The organism is Thauera aromatica K172, assembly GCF_003030465.1.
Classification (GTDB): Bacteria; Pseudomonadota; Gammaproteobacteria; order Burkholderiales; family Rhodocyclaceae; genus Thauera; species Thauera aromatica.
Genome location: NZ_CP028339.1, coordinates 162,858 through 180,469, shown reverse-complemented (window position 1 = coordinate 180,469; position 17,612 = coordinate 162,858). Strand labels below are relative to the sequence as shown.

The following is a 17,612-nucleotide window of genomic DNA, read 5'->3' as shown; positions in this document are numbered from 1 at the left end:
CCACCGTGACCACCGTCCCCCTCAAGCCGGTTCCGCCCGGCCCCTCTCACCAGGTGCTGGAGCAAGCCGCCGAATGGTTTGCCCTGCTGCTCTCGGGCGAGGCCACCGCCACCGACCGCTGCCGCTGGGAAAACTGGCTCTCTGCATCCGACGAGCACCGCCAGGCCTGGAGCTACGTCGAAAACCTCAGCCGCCGCCTCTCACCCATCAAGTCCAGCCCCGAGCCGCGCCTCGCGGCCTGTGCCTACCAGCAGGCCAGCAACACCCGGGGGCAGCGCCGGCAGGTGCTGGTGGGCATCGCCACGCTGGCCGGTACGGGCCTGCTCGGCTGGGCCACCTGGCGCCACACTGCGCTACCCGGCATCACCCTGGCGTGGACGGCCGACTACCGCACCGGCACCGGCGAGGTGCGCGAGATCACCTTAGCCGACGGCACCCGTGTCTGGCTCAACACCCGGAACGTGTCAATGACTTTGCGTCACCGTGCTTCATGAATTTACTGGGGAACTGCTGCATCTGGTGCGCGGCGAAATCCTCATTCACACCGGCAGCGACCCACTGCAACGCCCCTTCCATATCGAGACGGCCCAGGGCAGGCTGCGTGCACTCGGCACGCGCTTTACCGTGCGCCTGGAGGACGATGCGCAAACCACCCTCACCGTGCATGAGGAAGCAGTGGAGGTGCAACCCCGCACTGGTGCCACCACCATCGTCGGGGCCGGGGAGCAGGTGCGCTTTACCGTCGACGGCATCTCCGCCACTGGGCCGGCCGACCCCGCCCGCGAGGCCTGGACCCGTGGCGTGCTCATCGCCCAAAACATCCCGCTGGCCGAGGTGGTAGCGGAACTGCGCCGGCATCACCCAGGCCACCTGGGCCTCGCCCCCGAGCTGGCCGCGCTGCGTGTGTTTGGCAGCTACCCGGCCAACGACCCCGCGCAGGCGCTGGCCATGCTGGCAACCGTCATGCCCATCCAGGTACGCCGCCCGCTGCCGTGGTGGATCAGCATCGAGCCCAAGGGTCAGGCCGCCACCGGCCGCTGACAAAAACACCCTGTTTCCCATCGTGGTGGGTGACCGTGCTCACAAGGGCGGCGTCAGCGGTGCCACGGTGGGGGCGCCACTCGCCGTGGCCATTAGCGTGGGCTATGTCGCCTCGGAAGCCTTCGACTGGTTTTGTGACCTGTTCTGAAGCCTGCAATCCCCCACACCTCACAGGAGAGTAGACCATGAGCCTCACCGTTCGCAGCCCCACAAGAGAATCCGTCAGCCTGTCAGACACTCCGTTCGCCCAGGGCTGCGAAGCCGTTGTCTACGGGGTGCCGCGCTTTCCCGGGGCGGTGGTCAAACTCTATCACCCACAGATCCTGGAAAAGCGGCGCGACAGCCTGCGCGCCAAGATCGATGCCATGGCCGGCGACTTGAAGCTTGGCCGCTTCCGGCAGCGCGCAGGGCTGGCCTGGGCTATCGCACTCGGAAGTCATCACGAATGAATCCACAGCATTTTCTTTCTGATGTCGCCATCCCAGGCCACGCGCTTGCGCTTCAGGCGCAGGCTGGTCTTGACCGGGTCGGTGGTGTCGCGCAGATCAGGTTGAGGACGAACGACTTTTTGCATGGTAGCGGATGCGTTGCATGTCATTCGAGTGCAGAGACCCTGGTGTCGAAGCGGGCCGCAATCATCTGATGGCCAGACTCACGATCTGAGACGCCCCCCTGTGCCAATATGACCTGCGTCACCTACCCCTGACCATTTAGTGAGCAACGAGGTAGGCATGACGACCACCACTCAACCCACGGCATCGATGCACATTCTGAAGACCTCTGCCGATCCGCTCGTCTCGGAAGGCGCCCGTAGGGCGACTGAAGAGACGAGCGGATCGGCGGCGCCGACCGCGCAGCCCGGTGCCAACACCGAGGTCGTGCCGCGCGCCCGACGCCGGCAGTTCTCCAACGCCGACAAGCGGCGGATCCTCGACGCGGCTGACCGTTGCACCCAGCCCGGCGAGATCGGCGCGCTGTTGCGCCGCGAGGGCGTCTACTCATCGAGCCTGAGCACTTGGCGGCGCCAGCGCGAGGCCGCCGAACTGGCTGCACTGGCACCGCAAAAGCGGGGCCCCAAGCCGGATCCCGCCGCCGCCGAAGCGCGCCAGATCGCGCAGCTGATGCGCGAGAACGAACGCCTCAAGAGCCAGCTCGACAAGGCGCACCTGATCATCGAGGTCCAAAAAAAAGTTGCTGCCTTGCTGGGCAGTCCGATCGACGACACGCACGACAAGTCATGATGCGCGGCGCCGAAGAACTTGCCCCGGCCCTTGGCATGGCCGCCGCCTGCCGGGCCGTGGGCCTCTGGCGCGGTGCGCCGGCCCGGGCGCGCGCACGGGCCCACCGCGAAGCCCTGCATGGACCGCACCCCCGCCGCACGGCACGCCCCCGTCCGCCGCTGGCGCTCGCCCCCCTCGAGCGCAAGGAACTGCTCGAGGTACTCAACAGCGAGCGCTTTTGCGACACGGCGCCGGCGGCCATCCATGCCACGCTGCTCGACGAGGGGCGCTATCTGGGCTCGGTGCGCACCATGTACCGGGCGCTCGCCGCCAACGGCGCCACGCGCGAACGCCGGCGTCAGCTCACCCATCCGGCCTATGCCAAGCCGGAATTGCTGGCCACCGCGCCCAATCAGGTCTGGTCCTGGGACATCACCAAGCTCAAGGGGCCGGCCAAATGGACCTGCTTCCACCTTTACGTGATCCTCGATATCTTCAGCCGCCACGTCGTGGGCTGGCTGATTGCCGAGCGTGAAAGTGGCGAGCTGGCCGAACAGTTGATCGCCGAGACCGTGTCCCGCCACGACATCGCGCCCGGCACCCTCACGCTGCATGCCGATCGCGGGGCCAGCATGCGCTCCAAGCCCGTGGCCGCCTTGCTGGTCGATCTGGATATCACCAAGAGCCATAGCCGCCCGCACGTCTCGGACGACAACCCCTACTCGGAATCGCAATTCAAGACGATGAAGTACCGTCCAGACTTCCCCGCACGCTTCGGCAGCCTCGCCGACGCCCGTGCCCACTGCCAGACCTTCTTCACCTGGTACAACACCGAGCACCGGCACTCGGGCATCGGCTACATGACGCCGAGCAGCGTCCATTACGGCCAGGCGTATGCCGCGCATCTGCTCCGTCAGGACACTCTCGATGCAGCCTTCCTCGCCAACCCGAAACGTTTCAAGGGGCGCCGCCCTGAGCCCCCCGCGCTGCCCAGCGCCGTCTGGATCAACCCACCCGCAACGGAGACAAACGACGACCCGAACACCCTGGCTTCCCCAGTAAATTCATGAAGCACGGTGACGCAAAGTCATTGACACGTTCCGCGCCGCCAGTTCGACCTTGAATGCACCGCTTTCGGTTTCAACCCTCACTTGAGCCATTCCGCCGCGCTCCGGCGCGCGAAACCTGGTGCGCATGACGCAGTAACTCGTCCCCTCTATGCGCTCGACCTTCCCTCCGTGGTACTCGATCATTTTGCAGGCCGTGTCGACCAGGATCAGCTGGCCATCGACAGGCTGCATAGCATACCAAGCAGCCAGCACGGCGACCGCTAGCGACCCCATGAATGCGAGAGGGAAGATTCGGTAAGCCAAAGACCGGTGTGGTTCGTTATTCGACTGCTGTTCGGTCATGATTTCCTCGGATTTGGTTGTCTGTGAACTCTCGGCCCCCTACTGAGCCGCCGGACGCTCATCCCTCAATCGGTATGCTTGCCTGGCACTTCGCTTGCCGCGAGTTCGCAATCGATGATCCCGCCCGGAGTCAGCGGGAGCATCTTCAGTAGGTCGCCTTGCTCACCACTTCTCTCACCGGCATGTCGATGTCGGTTTGTCCCCTGGGGGTATCGATCCGGATCGTGCCGGAACGGGTCGTATCCGGCGCGAAGTGAAACCGGGCACGGATTCAGCACAGCCCCTCCTCGTCGAGCGCCTCAACTGGTACGCCGTGTTGCGCCATGACACGGCAGCCCCGAGCGGCATCGTCCAGCCGAAGCCGGCTGGTGTTGCTCAGGGGGTAAGAAGCAAGGGGGGCAGCCCGCCTGTGGAACCGACTGTAGCGCACTCCCACGCGAGTTCAAGAGGCGACGGTTGGTTCGTCCCAGCGCGCATCCCACCGTAATCAGGTACCCGGGGACAGCATGTAGGGCCGACCACCGAGATGCGGGTGGTAGCGCCCGAACCCTTCCTGCCGCGGCGCATGGCGCGCCATCAGGTTGCTCTGCCCGGAGATGCGGTCGGCAGCACTCAGGAGGATCGCTTCGAGGCTCTGTGGCTCTCGCAACCCCAGCCAGGCGGGGGCCCCCTTTGACCCTGTCCCCGTTTGATGGACGCCATCAAGGGCACTGCGGCAGCAAGTTATCCACGGGCGCGCGCCTGCGGCGCCTCATACGCAGGCAGAGCGCGCGGCGGTGGATAACTTGCGATGCTGTCCGGTTGAGTGTTCGGTTGCTGCATTGCCCACCTCCTTTCGAATTGGACCGGACTGTCGTAATCAAGTGCGCTGTGCCGACGTTCGGTGTTGTAGTAGCCGATGTACTGGGTTAGATCGTCGATCGCCTGTTGGCGTGTGGCGTAGTGTTCGTCATAGACCCGTTCGACCTTGAGCGTGCCGTTGGCCGACTCCATCGGTGAGTTGTCGTAGCAGTTCGCGCGCCGGCTCATCGACACCGTGATGCCTTGAGCATCGAGTACCTCGCGATAGTCGTGCGCGCAGTACTGGCTGCCGCGATCGGAGTGGTGCAGCAGGCCGGCGGGCGGCCGTCGCATGCCCAGCGCTAGGGCCAGCGCCGCCATCGTGAGCTGCGTGTCGATGCGATCGCTCATCGCCCACCCGACCAGCCGGCGACTGAACAAGTCCATCACCAGCGCGACGTACAACCACCCCTCGTCGGTGCCGACGTAGGTGATGTCGGTCACCCATTTCTGATTCGGCGCACTCGCGCTGAAATCGCGCTCGAGCAGGTTCGGCGCTACCGGCAGGCTGTGGCCCGAATCGGTCGTGCGCACAAAACGGCGCCGCCGGCGTGCTTGCAAGCCCTCGCGCAGCATCAGCCGGCGTACCCGCTTGTGATTGACCGGAAAGCCCGCAGCGCGCAGATCGCGGGTGAGCCGCGGACGCCCGTACTTGCCCCGATGGTGTGCATGGCATGCGTGCAGCATCACCACCAGCTCCTCGTCGCGGCGCACCCGCGCCGATGGCCCGCGACCCCGCCACGCGTAGAAGCCGCTGCGCGAGACCTCGAGCAGCACACACATGCGCGTCACCGGCCAGCGCACCGACTGTTGCTCAATCCACGCGTACTTCACCGCGACTCCCTGGCAAAGTACGCCGCCGCCTTTTTTAGAATCTCGTTGTCGAGCTTGAGTCGCGCGTTTTCTGCCCGCAGCCTACTCAACTCGGCTTGTGCGTCATTGACGGGCGCCGCCGCCGCTCGCCTGGCGAGCGGCTTGCCACGCCGCGCCCGGCGCACCCAGTTGCCCAGCGTCTTCGGCGAAATGTCCAGACTGCACGCCACCTCGCTCGCGCTGCGTCCAGCCTCCATCACCTGACGTACCGCCGCCTCGCGAAATTCCACCGTATAGACCCGCTTCGGTATCCTCGTTTTCATCTCACGTTCCTCCATGAAGCCTTAGAGCCGCACTTCATGGCGTCCGTTTTTCGGGGGCAAGCTCACTTTGCGCTGGTGAGGGCATGGGCCAGCGCCAGGTAGTGCGCCTCGGGCAGGATCACCCGGTAGCGTTCCCGTGCGGCGGCGACCCATTCAAGCACGGTCAGCCGGTGGCCGATGAGCTTGCCCCGATCGCTCAACTCCAGCCGGCCGACGCCGTGCGTGTACTCATCGGCCTTGCCCGCATCGTGCAGCAGTGCGGCCATGATCAGCACGCCCAGATGCACGCGATGCTCCCGGGTAGCGAGATCGAGCGCCCGGTCTGCGACTTCGATGCTGTGCCGCAGGTTGCCGTAGCGCTCTGCATGGTGACCGGCGATCGAGCTTGGCCCGGTCAGGTAGCGATGAAACCGGCGCCCTTGCCAGAACACCGCGTTGAACAGGTAGCGCAGTCCGCGCGGCAGGCACTCCCACAGGAACGCCGCGCGCCGGATTAACGCCCGCTCGACCACCCAGACCGTGGGCACCGTTTCGAAGAGATTGACGGTGGGCTCGGGGTATTCGAGCAGAACGATTCGCGCGATGCGAATCGCCCCGTTCACACACACCGGTCGCCCCTGCCAGCGGATGGCCACCAGCGCACCGACCACCAGTCGCACATCCACCTGACGGCTGATCCATTCGACCGTGAGCGACGCCCGTTCGTGGAACAGCGCCGCGCGGTTCAGGGTATGTCGTTCGCTGAAAGGTAGCCTGACAATCGACTGAATGCGTAAGACTCGCGGCAATTTCTGGATGAGGTGCTCCTGCGCCGGCAGAGCGGCGGGGACATGATGCTCACTCATGGCTGTACTCCTTGCGATCTGCAGGGCACGTAGGGATCTGCATTACCGGTTGAGCCTTGTCGGCCAGGGTCTGGGTGATGAGCCGCTCGAAGGCCGAGCCATCGCGCCGCGTGAGGTTCGGGACGTAGCGGCTATAGACCCGGAAGAGCATCTCGGTCGTGGTGTGCCCCAGTTGCCGGGCGATCCACTCCGGGGCTTCGCCGCTGGCAAGCCACAGGGTGGCCGCGGTATGGCGGCACTGGTAGGGGCGGCGCTTCTTCAGGCCAAGATGGCGGAGCAACGGGTACCACATCCGGTTGGTGACGTTCTTGTGGTCGAGCGCCTGACCGAGCCGGTTGCAGAAAACGAACTTGCTCAGCTTGCCGGTCGCGTCAAACTGCGCCTTCAAAGCTTCGAAGACGATCTGGCTCATCTGGATGTCGCGCTGGCTGCCGTCGGTCTTGGTGTACTCCTCCTCCCCACCGACGATGGTTTCGCGCACCAGGATCAGGCGGTTGTCGAAATCGACGTACTTCCATTGAAGTCCATCGACTTCGCCGGTACGCATGCCGGTAAAAAAGCGCACCGTGAAGTAGTGCCTGAAGTCGGGCCGCACGGTGTCGAGGATCTGCTTCACCTCGACAAGCGTGAAAGGGTCGACGTCAGTGCGCTTCGTCTTGAGCTGTTTGACGTTGTCGAAGGGCGTGCGAAAATCAAAGCGGTCGGCCGCTTCGTTGAGGATTTGCCTCAAGGGGTTCAGCATCTTGTTGATCCTTGCAGGGGATAGATTCGTGGCCTTGCCTTTCGCGGTCGCTTTCCCGAGCTCGGCGCGATAGGCGAGTACGTCTGCCTTGGTGATCTGGCCGACCTCCTTCTCCCCGAATCGGAGGATCAGGTGGCCATCGAGCACGGCCAGTACGGTGCTCTTGTATGAGCGTCGCCACTCGACCTCTTTTTCCTGGTACCAGGTCTTGGCGAAGTCCTTGAAGAGCGGCGTAGTCGGGGCGCTGAGTGCTGGCGACAGCGCTACAAGGCCGGCTGCCTGAGAAACGCCCACCGCTTCCGCCGTCACCACATCGAACCTCGCGGCGTTCTTGCTTCCGGGGAAGAAGCGGCGGTAGTCGAACGTGCCGGCGGCGATGTCGGCTTCGATGCGGTCAAGCACCTTCTGCAGTCGCTTTCGGTTGGCTGCGGTGTCGGTCAATGCTGTCTGTTCGCGACAACGTACGTCCCGGTAACGGAAATCCAGGAATAGCATCCCGTTGTCACGCCTGCCGCGAATGCTAGCCATGGCAGACACCTCCATTCGCCATCGGAATCGCGAAAGATCTCTCGGAGGTAGAGCCCATATCGCGTTCGATGTGCTCCCAGATGTAGAGGATCTTGCGTCCTCCGAACGGGCGGATGTAGTGCGTTCCTTCAAGGAGCACACTGTCTTTCAGTCGCTCACGAATCGTACGGGGGTCGTACTTGATCTTTCCGGACAGCTCGTCGGTAGTCAGGTAAGTCAGTGACATGGCATTCTCCAGCAGTTAAAATCACACAGAACGACAGAAAGACTTATGGAAGCTCTTCTTGACACTCTGAATGACATTTTAAGATGCAAAGAGCCCTTGTCAAGGATCTTTTGCCATTCTGTGTGATATTTAACCCTGCGAGACGACAATGATCCGTTGCCACCTCTCACGCCTGATGGGCGAGAACAAGATGAAAATCGCTGACGTCGCTCGTGAAACCGGCCTGCACCGCAACACGATCACCTTGCTCTACAACGAGACCGCGAATCGGGTTGACCTCGAAACCATCGACCGCTTGTGTGCCTTGTTCAAATGCACGGCAGGCGAGTTGTTCGAGTACATCCCGGACTCATCCAGCGTCGGTTAAGGCACGGCAGGCAAGGGGCAAAAGGAGCCTCCTACGCTGGGAGCCAGAAGGTGTGGGCACAGCATGGGCACGAAATGGGCACAGCGTGGGCACAAAAGAAAATGGGCCAGGTCCGTGAAGACCTAACCCATTGATGTATCTGGCGCGCCCGAGACGATTCGAACGTCCGACCCCTGCCTTCGGAGGGCAGTACTCTATCCAGCTGAGCTACGGGCGCGCGGGTCGCGCGGCTTGCTGCGCGCGAGGCCGGCAAGCATATAACGCTTCGCCGGCAAAGTCCATGGCGCGCTGCCACAACCGGGTGACGCCCGCTATAATCCCCGCTTTCGCCTTGCGCCGTACAACAAGTCAAAGGAACCGAGCATGCCCAAGCCCCACGCTCCGCGCCCCAACCGGCGGCCCGCCCGCCTTGCCCTGCCCCTTGCCGCAGCAGCCGCTGCCGCAGTGCTGGCGGCTTGCGGCAAGCAGGACGCGATCGACCCCGAACTCAGCGCCTCGCTGATCCAGCCCGTCGCCCGCCTCGAAGTCCAGGCGGTCACCGTCGCCCCCGGCAGCCGGACCGGGGAGCAGATCTACACTTCGCTGTGCGCCGCCTGTCACGACACCGGTGCGGCGGGGGCGCCGAAAGCGGGCAACGCCGACGAATGGAAGCCGCGCCTGGCGCTCGGCCTGGACGGCCTGACCGCCTCGGCGATCGCCGGCAAGGGGGCGATGCCCCCGCGCGGCGGCGGCAGCGACCTGACCGACACCGAAGTCAAGCGCGCGGTGGCCTACCTCGCCAACAAGGCCGGCGCCGGCTACACCGAGCCGCCGGTCGAGCAGTAAGGCGGCGGGCGGCGCCGACCGCCTCCGTAGCGACAACGAGGGCAGCCACGCGCTGCCCTTTTTGCTACCCGCCGTCCCCGGCGCCCGCCCGCGTCACCCTCGCGCCGCGGCGGCACTGCGATCCTCCGGAGGCGGCCCGCGGAGCGGCGCTCAGCCGCCCTCGCCGCCGCGCCCCTCGAGCATCGCCATCAGGCTGGCCAGGCGCGCCTTGCCTTCTTCCTTCGACACCGGCGCGGCGGTCTTGCGGTCGTTCATCCTGATGTCGCCGCCCATCTCGGCGATGAAGCGGCTCGGCTCGCAGGTACGGAATTCCTTGCCCGACTTGCGCCGCTCGCACCAGGTGAGGTTGAGGCTGCGCTGGGCGCGGGTGATGCCGACGTACATCAGGCGGCGCTCTTCCTCGACCTTGTCCTCGTCGATGCTGCTCTGGTGCGGCAGCAGGCCTTCCTCGACGCCGACGAGGAACACATGGGGGAACTCCAGCCCCTTCGAGGCGTGCAGGGTAGCGAGCTGGACGCCGTCGAAGTCGGGGTCGTCCTTGTCCAGCATCGACATCAGCGCGATCGTCTGCGTGAGCTCGATCAGGTTCTTGCCGTCCTCCTCGCCCTTCTTGCCCAGCCAGCCGACGAAGTCGCGCACGTTGCTCCACTTCGACTCGGCCTCGCGCGTGTCGCAGTGCTCGAACAGCCAGGCCTCGTAGCCGATCGCGGCGAGCAGGTCCTCGAGCAGCTGCGCCGCCGGCTCGCGCGGCGCGCGGTACTGCAGGCGGTTGATGAAGGCGGCGAATTCGTGCACGCCGGCGAGCTGCCTGGCGTTCAGGTGCTGCGCCGCGCCTTCCTCGAACACCGCGGCGAAGAGGCTGATGTGGCGGCGCCCGGCGTAGGCGCCGAGCGCTTCCAGCGTCGTCGGACCGATACCGCGGCGCGGCGTGGTGATGGCGCGGATGAAGGCGAGGTCGTCGTCCTCGTTGAGCAGCAGGCGCAGGTAGGCGATCAGGTCGCGGATTTCGGCCTTGTCGAAAAAGCTCTGCCCACCCGACAGCACGTAGGGGATGCGCTGGTTGCGCAACTGCTGCTCGAGAATGCGCGCCTGATGGTTGCCGCGGTAGAGCACCGCATAGTCCTTGAAGCGGGTGCGGTGCTCGAACTTGTGCGCGGCGATCTTGGTGGCGACCCACTCGGCCTCGTGCTCGGCGTCGCGGCAGTTGGTGACGACGATCTGCTCGCCGGTGCCGTGCTCGGACCACAAGCGCTTGTCGAACAGCTTCTCGTTGTGGGCGATGACGGTGTTGGCCGCCTCCAGAATGCGGCGCGAGGAGCGGTAGTTCTGCTCGAGCTTGATCACCTTCAGCTTCGGATAATCCGTCTGCAGCAGCTTCAGGTTCTCGACGTCGGCGCCACGCCAGGCGTAGATCGCCTGGTCGTCGTCGCCGACCGCGGTGAACGCACCACGCACGCCCGAGAGCAGGCGCAGCAGCCGGTACTGGGCGCGGTTGGTGTCCTGGTATTCGTCGACGAGCAGGTAGCGCAGCTTGTTCTGCCAGCGTTCGCGCACTTCGGGATGCGCGTCGAACAGGCGCACCGGGAGCGCGATCAGGTCGTCGAAATCGACCGCCTGGTAGGCGCGCAGGGTGCGTTCGTACTCCTTGTAGAGCTTCGCCGCGACCGAGGCGATTTCGTTGTCGGCGAGCTGCGCCGCCTCTTCGGGCGTGATCATCGCGTTCTTCCACGACGAGATCTGCCACTGCATCTGCTTGGCGATGCCCTTGTCGCTGTCGCCGGCGACGTCGGCGACGATCTGCACGGTGTCCGAAGCGTCGAGGATGGAGAACTGCGGCTTCAACCCGCAGTGCTTCGCCTCCTGGCGGATGATGCGCACGCCCAGGGCGTGGAAGGTGCACACGGTGAGCCCCTTCGGCACCCGCCCGCCCATGAGGTGGGCGACGCGCTCCTGCATCTCCTTCGCCGCCTTGTTGGTGAAGGTGATCGCGGCGATGTTGGCCGGGCCGATGCCGCACTCGTTGATCAGGTGCGCGATCTTGTGCGTGATCACCCGCGTCTTGCCGCTGCCAGCGCCGGCGAGCACCAGGCAGGGGCCGTCGAGGTAGCGGATCGCTTCGCGCTGCGGGGCATTAAGGAGGGCGGACATCGTCGGCGGCACGGAAAAACGAAGCCACCCGGACGGGTGGCGGAGCGTAATTCTAGCCGATCATCCGTGGCGGGTCCGCCGGCGTTACAGATCGGCACCACCGGTCCTGCGAGCTCATCGCGTGGACAGCGGCAGGCCCGGCAGGTGACAAGACGCGGGGTCTCACGCACAATCGCCGCGCAGCGGAACGTGGTCACGCCCGCGGCCACCCCCTTCCGCGCTCTGCCCCGAGACCGAAGAGAAACGCCGAACCCAGCCGATTTCCGCCTGTCGGATCAACGACCGAACCCGCACTCCATCGTCCATGCCCAAGACCCGCGCCGCGCTGCTCGCCACCCTGTCCGCCACGGCCTTGCTCGCGCTGCCGCTATCCGCCGCGGCGCAACGCCCAGGCAATGTCGGCGGCTGCGACATCCGTCGCGGCACCTTGTGCACCAACATGAACCTGAACGGGGCCCAGCTCGCCGGGGTGAATCTGGCCAACTCGCAGTTCACCCGCTCCGACCTGTCGGGCGCCGACCTGCGCCGCGCGACGCTCGACGAGGCCAATTTTTCCCAGGCCGAGATCGCCGGCGCCACGCTCGACGAAGCCTCGATGATGCGCGCCAACCTGCGCGGTGCCCGCCTCGTCGGCGCCAGCCTGAAAGGCGCCAACCTGCGCAACGCGATCCTGCAGAACGCCGATCTGCACGACGCCGACTTCAGCGGCGCCCAGCTCGGGGGGGCGGATCTGACCAATGCCCGCGCCGAGCGCACCCGCTTTGACGGCGCCGACCTGCAGCGCGCCAACCTGCGCGCGGCCAAGCTGTCGGGCGCCTCCTTCGCCGGCGCCAAGCTGCAAGGCGCCAACTTCACCCGCGCGCAACTCACTGATGCCGACCTCACCGGGGCCGACATCGCGCAGGCGGTCTTCCTCAACGCACAGACGGACGGCTGCAAGGGCTGCCCCTGAGGCCTTCTGCCAGACGCCGCGCTCGGTATGTGCCGGGCGGTCTCGCGCGTCAGACCACGCCGGCGCCGTGGGCCTGCTGGTCGGCCCAATAGCTCGAGCGCACCATCGGGCCGCAGGCGGCGTTCTTGAAGCCCATCTTCAGCGCTTCGGTCTCGAACATCTTGAAGGTGTCCGGATGGACGTAGCGCAGCACCGGCAGATGACCGGTGGAGGGCTGCAGGTACTGGCCGATGGTGAGCATCTCGACGTCGTGGGCGCGCAGATCGCGCATCACTTCGAGGATCTCGTCGTCGGTCTCGCCGAGGCCGACCATCAGCCCCGATTTGGTCGGCACCTCGGGGTGGCGCGCCTTGAACGCCTGCAACAGCTTCAGCGACCAGGCGTAGTCGGCGCCGGGGCGGGCCTGCTTGTACAGGCGCGGCACGGTCTCGAGGTTGTGGTTCATGACGTCGGGCGGGGCGGCGTCGAAGATTTCCAGGGCGATCTCCATGCGCCCGCGGAAATCGGGCACCAGCACTTCGATGGCCGTCTTCGGCGAAGCGGCGCGGGTCTCGCGGATGCAGTCGACGAAGTGCTGGGCGCCGCCGTCGCGCAGGTCGTCGCGGTCGACCGAAGTGATCACCACGTAATTGAGCCGCATCGCGGCGATGGTCCGCGCCAGCTCACGCGGCTCGTCGGCGTCGAGCGGCGCGGGACGGCCGTGGCCGACGTCGCAGAAAGGGCAGCGCCGGGTGCAGATGTCGCCCATGATCATGAAGGTCGCGGTGCCCTTGCCGAAGCACTCGTGGATGTTCGGGCAGGAGGCTTCTTCGCACACGGTGTGGAGCTTGTGCTCGCGCAGCGTGGACTTGATCTCGTTGAAACGTTCGGCTTCGGTGCCGGCACCGAGCCGGATGCGGATCCAGTCGGGTTTTTTCAGGCGCTCGGCGGGGACGATCTTGATCGGGATGCGGGCGGTCTTGTCGGCGCCGCGCTGCTTGCGAATGGGGGTTTCCATGGTCGCTGTTCTCTGTGGGTTCCGGTGGGAAAGCGGTGTTGTCGGACGAGGGTGGTCGAACGACAGGGTTCGGTCGGGGGTGGCCCGAGCGCGGATTATGAACCGGACGGTGCCGCTTCGACAGCCCGCATCGGCGGCAGCAGGCGCTGCAGGTGGCCGAGCAGGCGCTCGCCCACCGCCGCCACATCGTCGGCGACGCCGAAATCGTGCATGCGGACCGTTCTGAGGCCGGGGTAGCCGCAGGGGTTGATCCAGCCGAAGGGGGTGAGATCGGCATCGACGTTGAGGGCCAGGCCGTGATAACTGCACCCCTTGCGGACCCGCAGGCCGAGCGCGGCGATCTTGTCACCGGCGACGTACACTCCGGGAGCGCCGTCCTTGCGCTCGGCTGCAATCCCGTAATCGGCCAGCGTATCGATGATCGCCTGCTCCATCAGCAGCACCAGTTCGCGCACTTTGAGCGCGCGCCGCGGCAGGTCGATCAGCAGATAGGCGACGAGCTGGCCGGGACCGTGGTAGGTGATCTGGCCGCCGCGGTCGATGTGCACCAGCGGAATGCCGGCCGGGTTCTGCAGCAGGTGCTCGGCCTTGCCCGCCTGGCCGAGGGTAAATACCGGCGGATGCTGGAGCAGCCAGATCTCGTCGGCGGTGGCCGCCTCGCGGGCCGCGGTAAACACCCGCATCGCCTCGAGCGCTGGCGCGTAGTCCACCACGCCGAGGCGCTTGACCACGCAGGACGGGCAGGCGCGGTCGAGTTCGCCGGCGCCCTCGCCCGGCGCCGGGAGCGCATCGTGCGCAAGGCCGGCGCAGTCCGTGCTCACAGCACCACCTTGACCATCGGGTGCGCTGTCAGCTCGCGGTACATCGAATCGACCTGGAACTGCGACACCGCGCGGAACGTGCAGGTCACCGCGAGGTAGTTGCCTTTGCTCGACGGGCGCATCTCGACGCCGGCGGGGTCGAAGTCGGGAGCGTGGCGCAGCACGACCTCGATCACCGCCTGGGCGAAGCCGTCCACCCGCGCCCCCATCACCTTGATCGGGAAGTCGCAGGGAAATTCGAGCAGGCTCTGGCGCGTCTGCGCGCCTCGTTCATCCGCCATTTCGCATTACCGTCCGTTTGAAGTCCTGGTACCAGCCATGCATCTGCCGCGCCACCGGGCCGGGGCTGCCGCTGCCCACCGGGCACCCGTCGAGGGTGGTGATCGGCAACACTTCCTTGGTCGACGAAGTCATCCACAGCTCGTCGGCGGCGCGCACTTCGGCTTCGAGCACCTCGCCCACTACGTGGTGCAGGCCGTGGGCGCGCGCCAGCTCGAGGACCACGTCGTAGGTGATGCCGGGCAGCATCAGGTGGCTCTTCGGCGGCACGCGCAGCACGCCGTCCCGGACCACGAAAATGCTCGAAGCCGCGCCTTCGGTGAGGAAGCCGTCGCGGAACAGCACGGTCTCGGCGCAGCCGTGGTCGATCGCGTGCTGGCGCAGCAGGCAGTTGGCGAGCATCGACACCGTCTTCAGGTCGCAGCGCAGCCAGCGGATGTCGGCGGCGCTCACCGCGGCCACGCCGCGTGCGAGTTGCCCGGCGTCCGGCGCCGGCAGCGGCTCGCTCATCAGGAACACCGTCGGCCGCACCTGCGGCCCGGGAAAAGCGTGGTTGCGCCGGGTGTCGGCGCCGCGCGTCACCTGCAGGTAGACCGACTGGTCCTCCCACGGGTTGCGCGCCACCAGCTCGGCGACGATCGCCTTCCATTCGGCCGCCGGGTGGGGGTTGTCGATCCGCATCGCCGCCAGCGTCGCCGCCAGGCGGGCGATGTGCTCGTCGATGCGGAACGGCCGCCGCGAATACACCGGGATCACTTCGTAGGCGCCGTCGCCGAACAGGAAGCCGCGGTCCAGCGGCGATACCCGCGCCTCGGCCAGCGGCAGGTAGGCCCCATCGACGAAGGCGATGCCGATCGCGCTCACAGCTGCTTGAACAACATCACGATCGCATCCCACAGGCGGCCGAAGAAGCCCGCCACCGGCACCTCCTGCAGCGCCACCACCGGGTACTGGCCCGCCGCCTTGCCATCGACGGTCAGGGTCAGGGTGCCGACTTCCTGGCCCTTGTCGAGCGGCGCCACCAGCGGCTGACGGCTCTCCAGGGTGACCTGGATCTTGTCCGCCGCTTCCTTCGGCAGCGAGATCATGAAGTCCTGGGTGAAGCCGACCGGCAGCTCGTTGAGCTTGCCTTTCCACACCCGGAACTGCGACAGCGCCTCGTCGGCCTTGTACAGCTTCACCGTCTCGAAGAACTGGAAGCCGTAGTTGAGCAGCTTCAGCGACTCCTGCGCGCGCACGGTGTCGGAGGCCGCCCCCAGCACCACCGAAATCAGCCGGCGCGGACCGCGCTCGGCGGTGGACACGAGGCAGTAGCCGGCGGTGCTGGTGTGGCCGGTTTTCATGCCATCGACGGTCGGGTCCATGTACAGCAGGCGGTTGCGGTTGGGCTGGCGGATGTCGTTGTAGGTGAACTCCTTCATCGAATACAGGCTGTAGTACTCGGGGAAGTCGCGCACGATCGCACTCGCCAGGCGGGCGAGGTCGCCGGCGGTGGTGTACAGCTGCGGGTCGGGCAGGCCGGTGGAGTTGGTGAAGTGGGTATTGGCCATGCCCAGGCGCTGGGCTTCGCGGTTCATCAGCGCGGCAAAGCCTTCCTCGCTGCCGGCGATCAGCTCGGCCAGGGCGACGCAGGCGTCGTTGCCCGACTGCACGATCACCCCCTTGATCAGCTCATCGACGGTCACCGGCTTGCGCGGCTCGATGAACATCCGCGACCCTTCCATGCGCCAGGCGCGATCGGACACCGGCACCACCTGATCGGCGGTGATCGTGCCCGCCTTCATCGCGGCGAAGGTCAGGTAGGCGGTCATCAGCTTGGTCAGCGAGGCCGGCTCGATGCGGGTATCGGGGTCCTTCGCCGCCAGGGTCTGGCCGGTGGCGTGATCGATCAGGATCCAGGCGTTGGCGGCCAACGCCGGCGGCGGCACCGACTGCGCGAGCGCGCCCAGGGAAAACAGTGAAACGAAAACCGCGATCAGAAAACGCATGACGAAACCCGGGGAAGGTGAACAGAAAGGAGGGGATAGCGCCCGATTATAGGCGTCACCGGAAAGCAGGCCAAAAGTCGAAAGCCTTTGTTGCAACCATGGCCGCACGCCCCACCCACGCTCAACGCACAACCACCAGCGGCTTGAGCTTGAGCAGCGAAGCCATGCGCTCGGCGGCGCTGCGCGCAGCGGCGACGCTGTCGTAGGGGCCGGCATGGAGGCGGAAACGCTGGCCGTCGGTGAACACTTCGAAGCGCTCGGCGAGGGAGGCGGCCTGGGTCTGCACCGCATCGCGGAAACCTTCGGCATTGGCATAGGAGGCGAAGGCCCCCAGTTGCAGGAAGATGCCGCCGCTGGCCGAAGCGATCGGCGGCGCGATCCCGGCCGGCGCGCCGCCGGGCGCGGGTCCGTCCACCGCCGCCGCAGCCTGGGCGACGGCGGGGTCGGGCAGCGCCAGCGGCGCCAGCGCGCGGGGCGCCGCGGCGGGCGCATCCGCCGCCACCACGCCCTCGTTGGCGCGCGCCGGCAGCGGCGGCACCGGCCGGGCGGCGGCCACCAGCGGAGCCTCGTCGGGAAGGATCTGCTCGACTTCGACCTGGGCGCTGCCGACATTGACGTAGCCCAGCTTGTACGCCGCGGTATAGGACAGGTCGATGACCCGCCCGCGCAGGAAGGGGCCGCGGTCGTTGACCCGGACCACCACCGAGCGGCCGTTGTCCAGGTTGGTGACGCGGGCGTAGCTCGGGATCGGCAGCGTCGGGTGTGCCGCGGTCATCGCGTACATGTCGTAGGGCTCGCCGCTGGACGTGGGACTGCCGTGGAAGCGGCGCCCGTACCAGCTCGCGTGGCCGCGCTGGCGGAACGGGCGCAGCTCGGTGGCGGGCACGAAGCTCTGCCCCATGACGTGGTAGGGGCGGTTGGCGAAGCGGTGCAGGGGCTCGGCGCGCGGCTCGGCGTCGGGGACGGCGTTGAGGTTGTCCGGCGGCGCTTCGTCCGGGCCGTCGTCCTTGTAGTAGCCGCCTCCGCGCCGGGGCTTGACCGCCGCCGGAGCGTCGGCGCGCGGCCCGGAGGGGTCCGCAGAATCGCCGGGGCCGCGCAGCGGAGCGGAGCCGCAAGCCGACAGCAAGGCGGCGGCGGCAGCCAGGCCCAGCACGGAGGCGACCCGCGCCAGGAGGGAAGAGGGGCCGGCGGACGGCGGCAGGGCGGCAGGTTGGCAACTCATCGTTCTTTTCTCTCGGTTCCGCG

Annotated in this window: 19 protein-coding genes, 1 tRNA gene and 1 pseudogene; 7 read left to right on the top strand and 14 right to left on the bottom strand. The window is 66.6% G+C overall.

Annotated features, from left to right (window positions below; all coding sequences use genetic code 11):
• Window positions 1-5 precede the first annotated feature (5 nt).
• The 3 genes from Tharo_RS17815 (at window position 6) to Tharo_RS00795 (ending at window position 1,490) form a co-directional block, all read left to right on the top strand.
• Window positions 6-494 (top strand): DUF4880 domain-containing protein, encoded by a 489-nt coding sequence (locus Tharo_RS17815; protein ID WP_245880965.1) that lies wholly within the window; start codon window positions 6-8, stop codon window positions 492-494.
• A complete protein-coding gene (locus Tharo_RS17810; protein WP_245880964.1) occupies window positions 484-1,041 on the top strand; it encodes a FecR domain-containing protein in 558 nt (185 codons plus the stop codon). The genes Tharo_RS17815 and Tharo_RS17810 overlap by 11 nt, the downstream gene beginning before the upstream one ends.
• Window positions 1,042-1,226: 185 nt before the next feature.
• Entirely contained in the window at window positions 1,227-1,490 is a 264-nt protein-coding gene (locus tag Tharo_RS00795) for a hypothetical protein (protein WP_107219571.1), read from the top strand.
• Here Tharo_RS00795 and Tharo_RS18030 read toward each other — a convergent pair.
• Window positions 1,481-1,615 (bottom strand): hypothetical protein, encoded by a 135-nt coding sequence (locus tag Tharo_RS18030; protein WP_281257412.1) that lies wholly within the window; start codon window positions 1,613-1,615, stop codon window positions 1,481-1,483. The two genes, Tharo_RS00795 and Tharo_RS18030, sit on opposite strands and share 10 nt — an antisense overlap.
• 304 nt (window positions 1,616-1,919) lie before the next feature.
• On the opposite strand from Tharo_RS18030, the gene Tharo_RS00785 reads away from it, so the two are divergent.
• Window positions 1,920-3,331, top strand: a protein-coding gene (locus Tharo_RS00785) for an IS3 family transposase (protein WP_245881065.1) whose coding sequence is annotated in 2 segments (ribosomal slippage) — window positions 1,920-2,268 and window positions 2,268-3,331 — 1,413 coding nt in all. Because the reading frame shifts where the segments join, the coding sequence is not laid out codon by codon here.
• Here Tharo_RS00785 and Tharo_RS00780 read toward each other — a convergent pair.
• The 5 genes and pseudogenes from Tharo_RS00780 to Tharo_RS00750 all read right to left on the bottom strand — a co-directional run bounded on the left by Tharo_RS00780 (window position 3,326) and on the right by Tharo_RS00750 (window position 7,990).
• Window positions 3,326-3,673: a hypothetical protein gene (locus tag Tharo_RS00780; protein WP_107219569.1), complete on the bottom strand. Its 348-nt coding sequence runs from the start codon at window positions 3,671-3,673 to the stop codon at window positions 3,326-3,328. The two genes, Tharo_RS00785 and Tharo_RS00780, sit on opposite strands and share 6 nt — an antisense overlap.
• 834 nt (window positions 3,674-4,507) lie before the next feature.
• Window positions 4,508-5,664, bottom strand: a pseudogene (locus Tharo_RS00770) (IS3 family transposase); the annotation flags it as partial.
• A 47-nt stretch (window positions 5,665-5,711) separates the two neighbouring features.
• Window positions 5,712-6,494 carry an HD domain-containing protein gene (locus Tharo_RS00760; protein WP_107219566.1) on the bottom strand — a complete coding sequence of 261 codons (783 nt, stop codon included), beginning with the start codon at window positions 6,492-6,494 and terminating at the stop codon, window positions 5,712-5,714.
• On the bottom strand, window positions 6,487-7,764 hold the full coding sequence (locus tag Tharo_RS00755) for a site-specific integrase (protein ID WP_107219565.1): 1,278 nt from the start codon (window positions 7,762-7,764) through the stop codon (window positions 6,487-6,489). Before Tharo_RS00755 ends, Tharo_RS00760 begins: the two co-directional genes overlap by 8 nt.
• On the bottom strand, window positions 7,757-7,990 hold the full coding sequence (locus tag Tharo_RS00750; protein ID WP_107219564.1) for a hypothetical protein: 234 nt from the start codon (window positions 7,988-7,990) through the stop codon (window positions 7,757-7,759). The genes Tharo_RS00755 and Tharo_RS00750 overlap by 8 nt, the downstream gene beginning before the upstream one ends.
• 148 nt (window positions 7,991-8,138) lie before the next feature.
• Between Tharo_RS00750 and Tharo_RS00745 the strand changes: the two genes are divergently transcribed.
• The gene (locus Tharo_RS00745; protein WP_107219563.1) at window positions 8,139-8,357 is read left to right on the top strand and encodes a helix-turn-helix domain-containing protein; all 219 of its coding nucleotides are present in this window, start codon (window positions 8,139-8,141) and stop codon (window positions 8,355-8,357) included.
• Between the two features lie 140 nt (window positions 8,358-8,497).
• On the opposite strand, the gene Tharo_RS00740 is transcribed toward Tharo_RS00745, so the two are convergent.
• A tRNA-Arg gene (locus Tharo_RS00740) sits at window positions 8,498-8,574 on the bottom strand.
• 146 nt (window positions 8,575-8,720) lie between these two features.
• Here Tharo_RS00740 and Tharo_RS00735 point away from each other — a divergent pair.
• On the top strand, window positions 8,721-9,182 hold the full coding sequence (locus Tharo_RS00735) for a c-type cytochrome (RefSeq protein ID WP_107219562.1): 462 nt from the start codon (window positions 8,721-8,723) through the stop codon (window positions 9,180-9,182).
• 150 nt (window positions 9,183-9,332) lie between these two features.
• On the opposite strand, the gene Tharo_RS00730 is transcribed toward Tharo_RS00735, so the two are convergent.
• A complete protein-coding gene (locus Tharo_RS00730; RefSeq protein WP_107219561.1) occupies window positions 9,333-11,330 on the bottom strand; it encodes a UvrD-helicase domain-containing protein in 1,998 nt (665 codons plus the stop codon).
• 304 nt (window positions 11,331-11,634) lie between these two features.
• On the opposite strand from Tharo_RS00730, the gene Tharo_RS00725 reads away from it, so the two are divergent.
• On the top strand, window positions 11,635-12,282 hold the full coding sequence (locus tag Tharo_RS00725; RefSeq protein ID WP_107219560.1) for a pentapeptide repeat-containing protein: 648 nt from the start codon (window positions 11,635-11,637) through the stop codon (window positions 12,280-12,282).
• A 49-nt stretch (window positions 12,283-12,331) separates the two neighbouring features.
• On the opposite strand, the gene lipA is transcribed toward Tharo_RS00725, so the two are convergent.
• The 6 genes from lipA to Tharo_RS00695 form a co-directional block, all read right to left on the bottom strand.
• A complete protein-coding gene (gene lipA, locus Tharo_RS00720; protein WP_107219559.1) occupies window positions 12,332-13,279 on the bottom strand; it encodes a lipoyl synthase in 948 nt (315 codons plus the stop codon).
• 95 nt (window positions 13,280-13,374) lie between these two features.
• Entirely contained in the window at window positions 13,375-14,100 is a 726-nt protein-coding gene (lipB, locus tag Tharo_RS00715) for a lipoyl(octanoyl) transferase LipB (RefSeq protein ID WP_281257411.1), read from the bottom strand.
• Window positions 14,097-14,381, bottom strand: a complete 285-nt coding sequence (locus tag Tharo_RS00710) for a YbeD family protein (RefSeq protein WP_107219558.1) — start codon at window positions 14,379-14,381, stop codon at window positions 14,097-14,099. The genes lipB and Tharo_RS00710 overlap by 4 nt, the downstream gene beginning before the upstream one ends.
• A complete protein-coding gene (locus Tharo_RS00705) occupies window positions 14,371-15,234 on the bottom strand; it encodes a D-amino acid aminotransferase (RefSeq protein ID WP_107222263.1) in 864 nt (287 codons plus the stop codon). The genes Tharo_RS00710 and Tharo_RS00705 overlap by 11 nt, the downstream gene beginning before the upstream one ends.
• A gap of 5 nt (window positions 15,235-15,239) precedes the next feature.
• On the bottom strand, window positions 15,240-16,367 hold the full coding sequence (locus Tharo_RS00700; protein ID WP_107219557.1) for a D-alanyl-D-alanine carboxypeptidase family protein: 1,128 nt from the start codon (window positions 16,365-16,367) through the stop codon (window positions 15,240-15,242).
• A gap of 121 nt (window positions 16,368-16,488) precedes the next feature.
• Window positions 16,489-17,589 carry a septal ring lytic transglycosylase RlpA family protein gene (locus Tharo_RS00695; RefSeq protein ID WP_107219556.1) on the bottom strand — a complete coding sequence of 367 codons (1,101 nt, stop codon included), beginning with the start codon at window positions 17,587-17,589 and terminating at the stop codon, window positions 16,489-16,491.
• Window positions 17,590-17,612 lie beyond the last annotated feature (23 nt).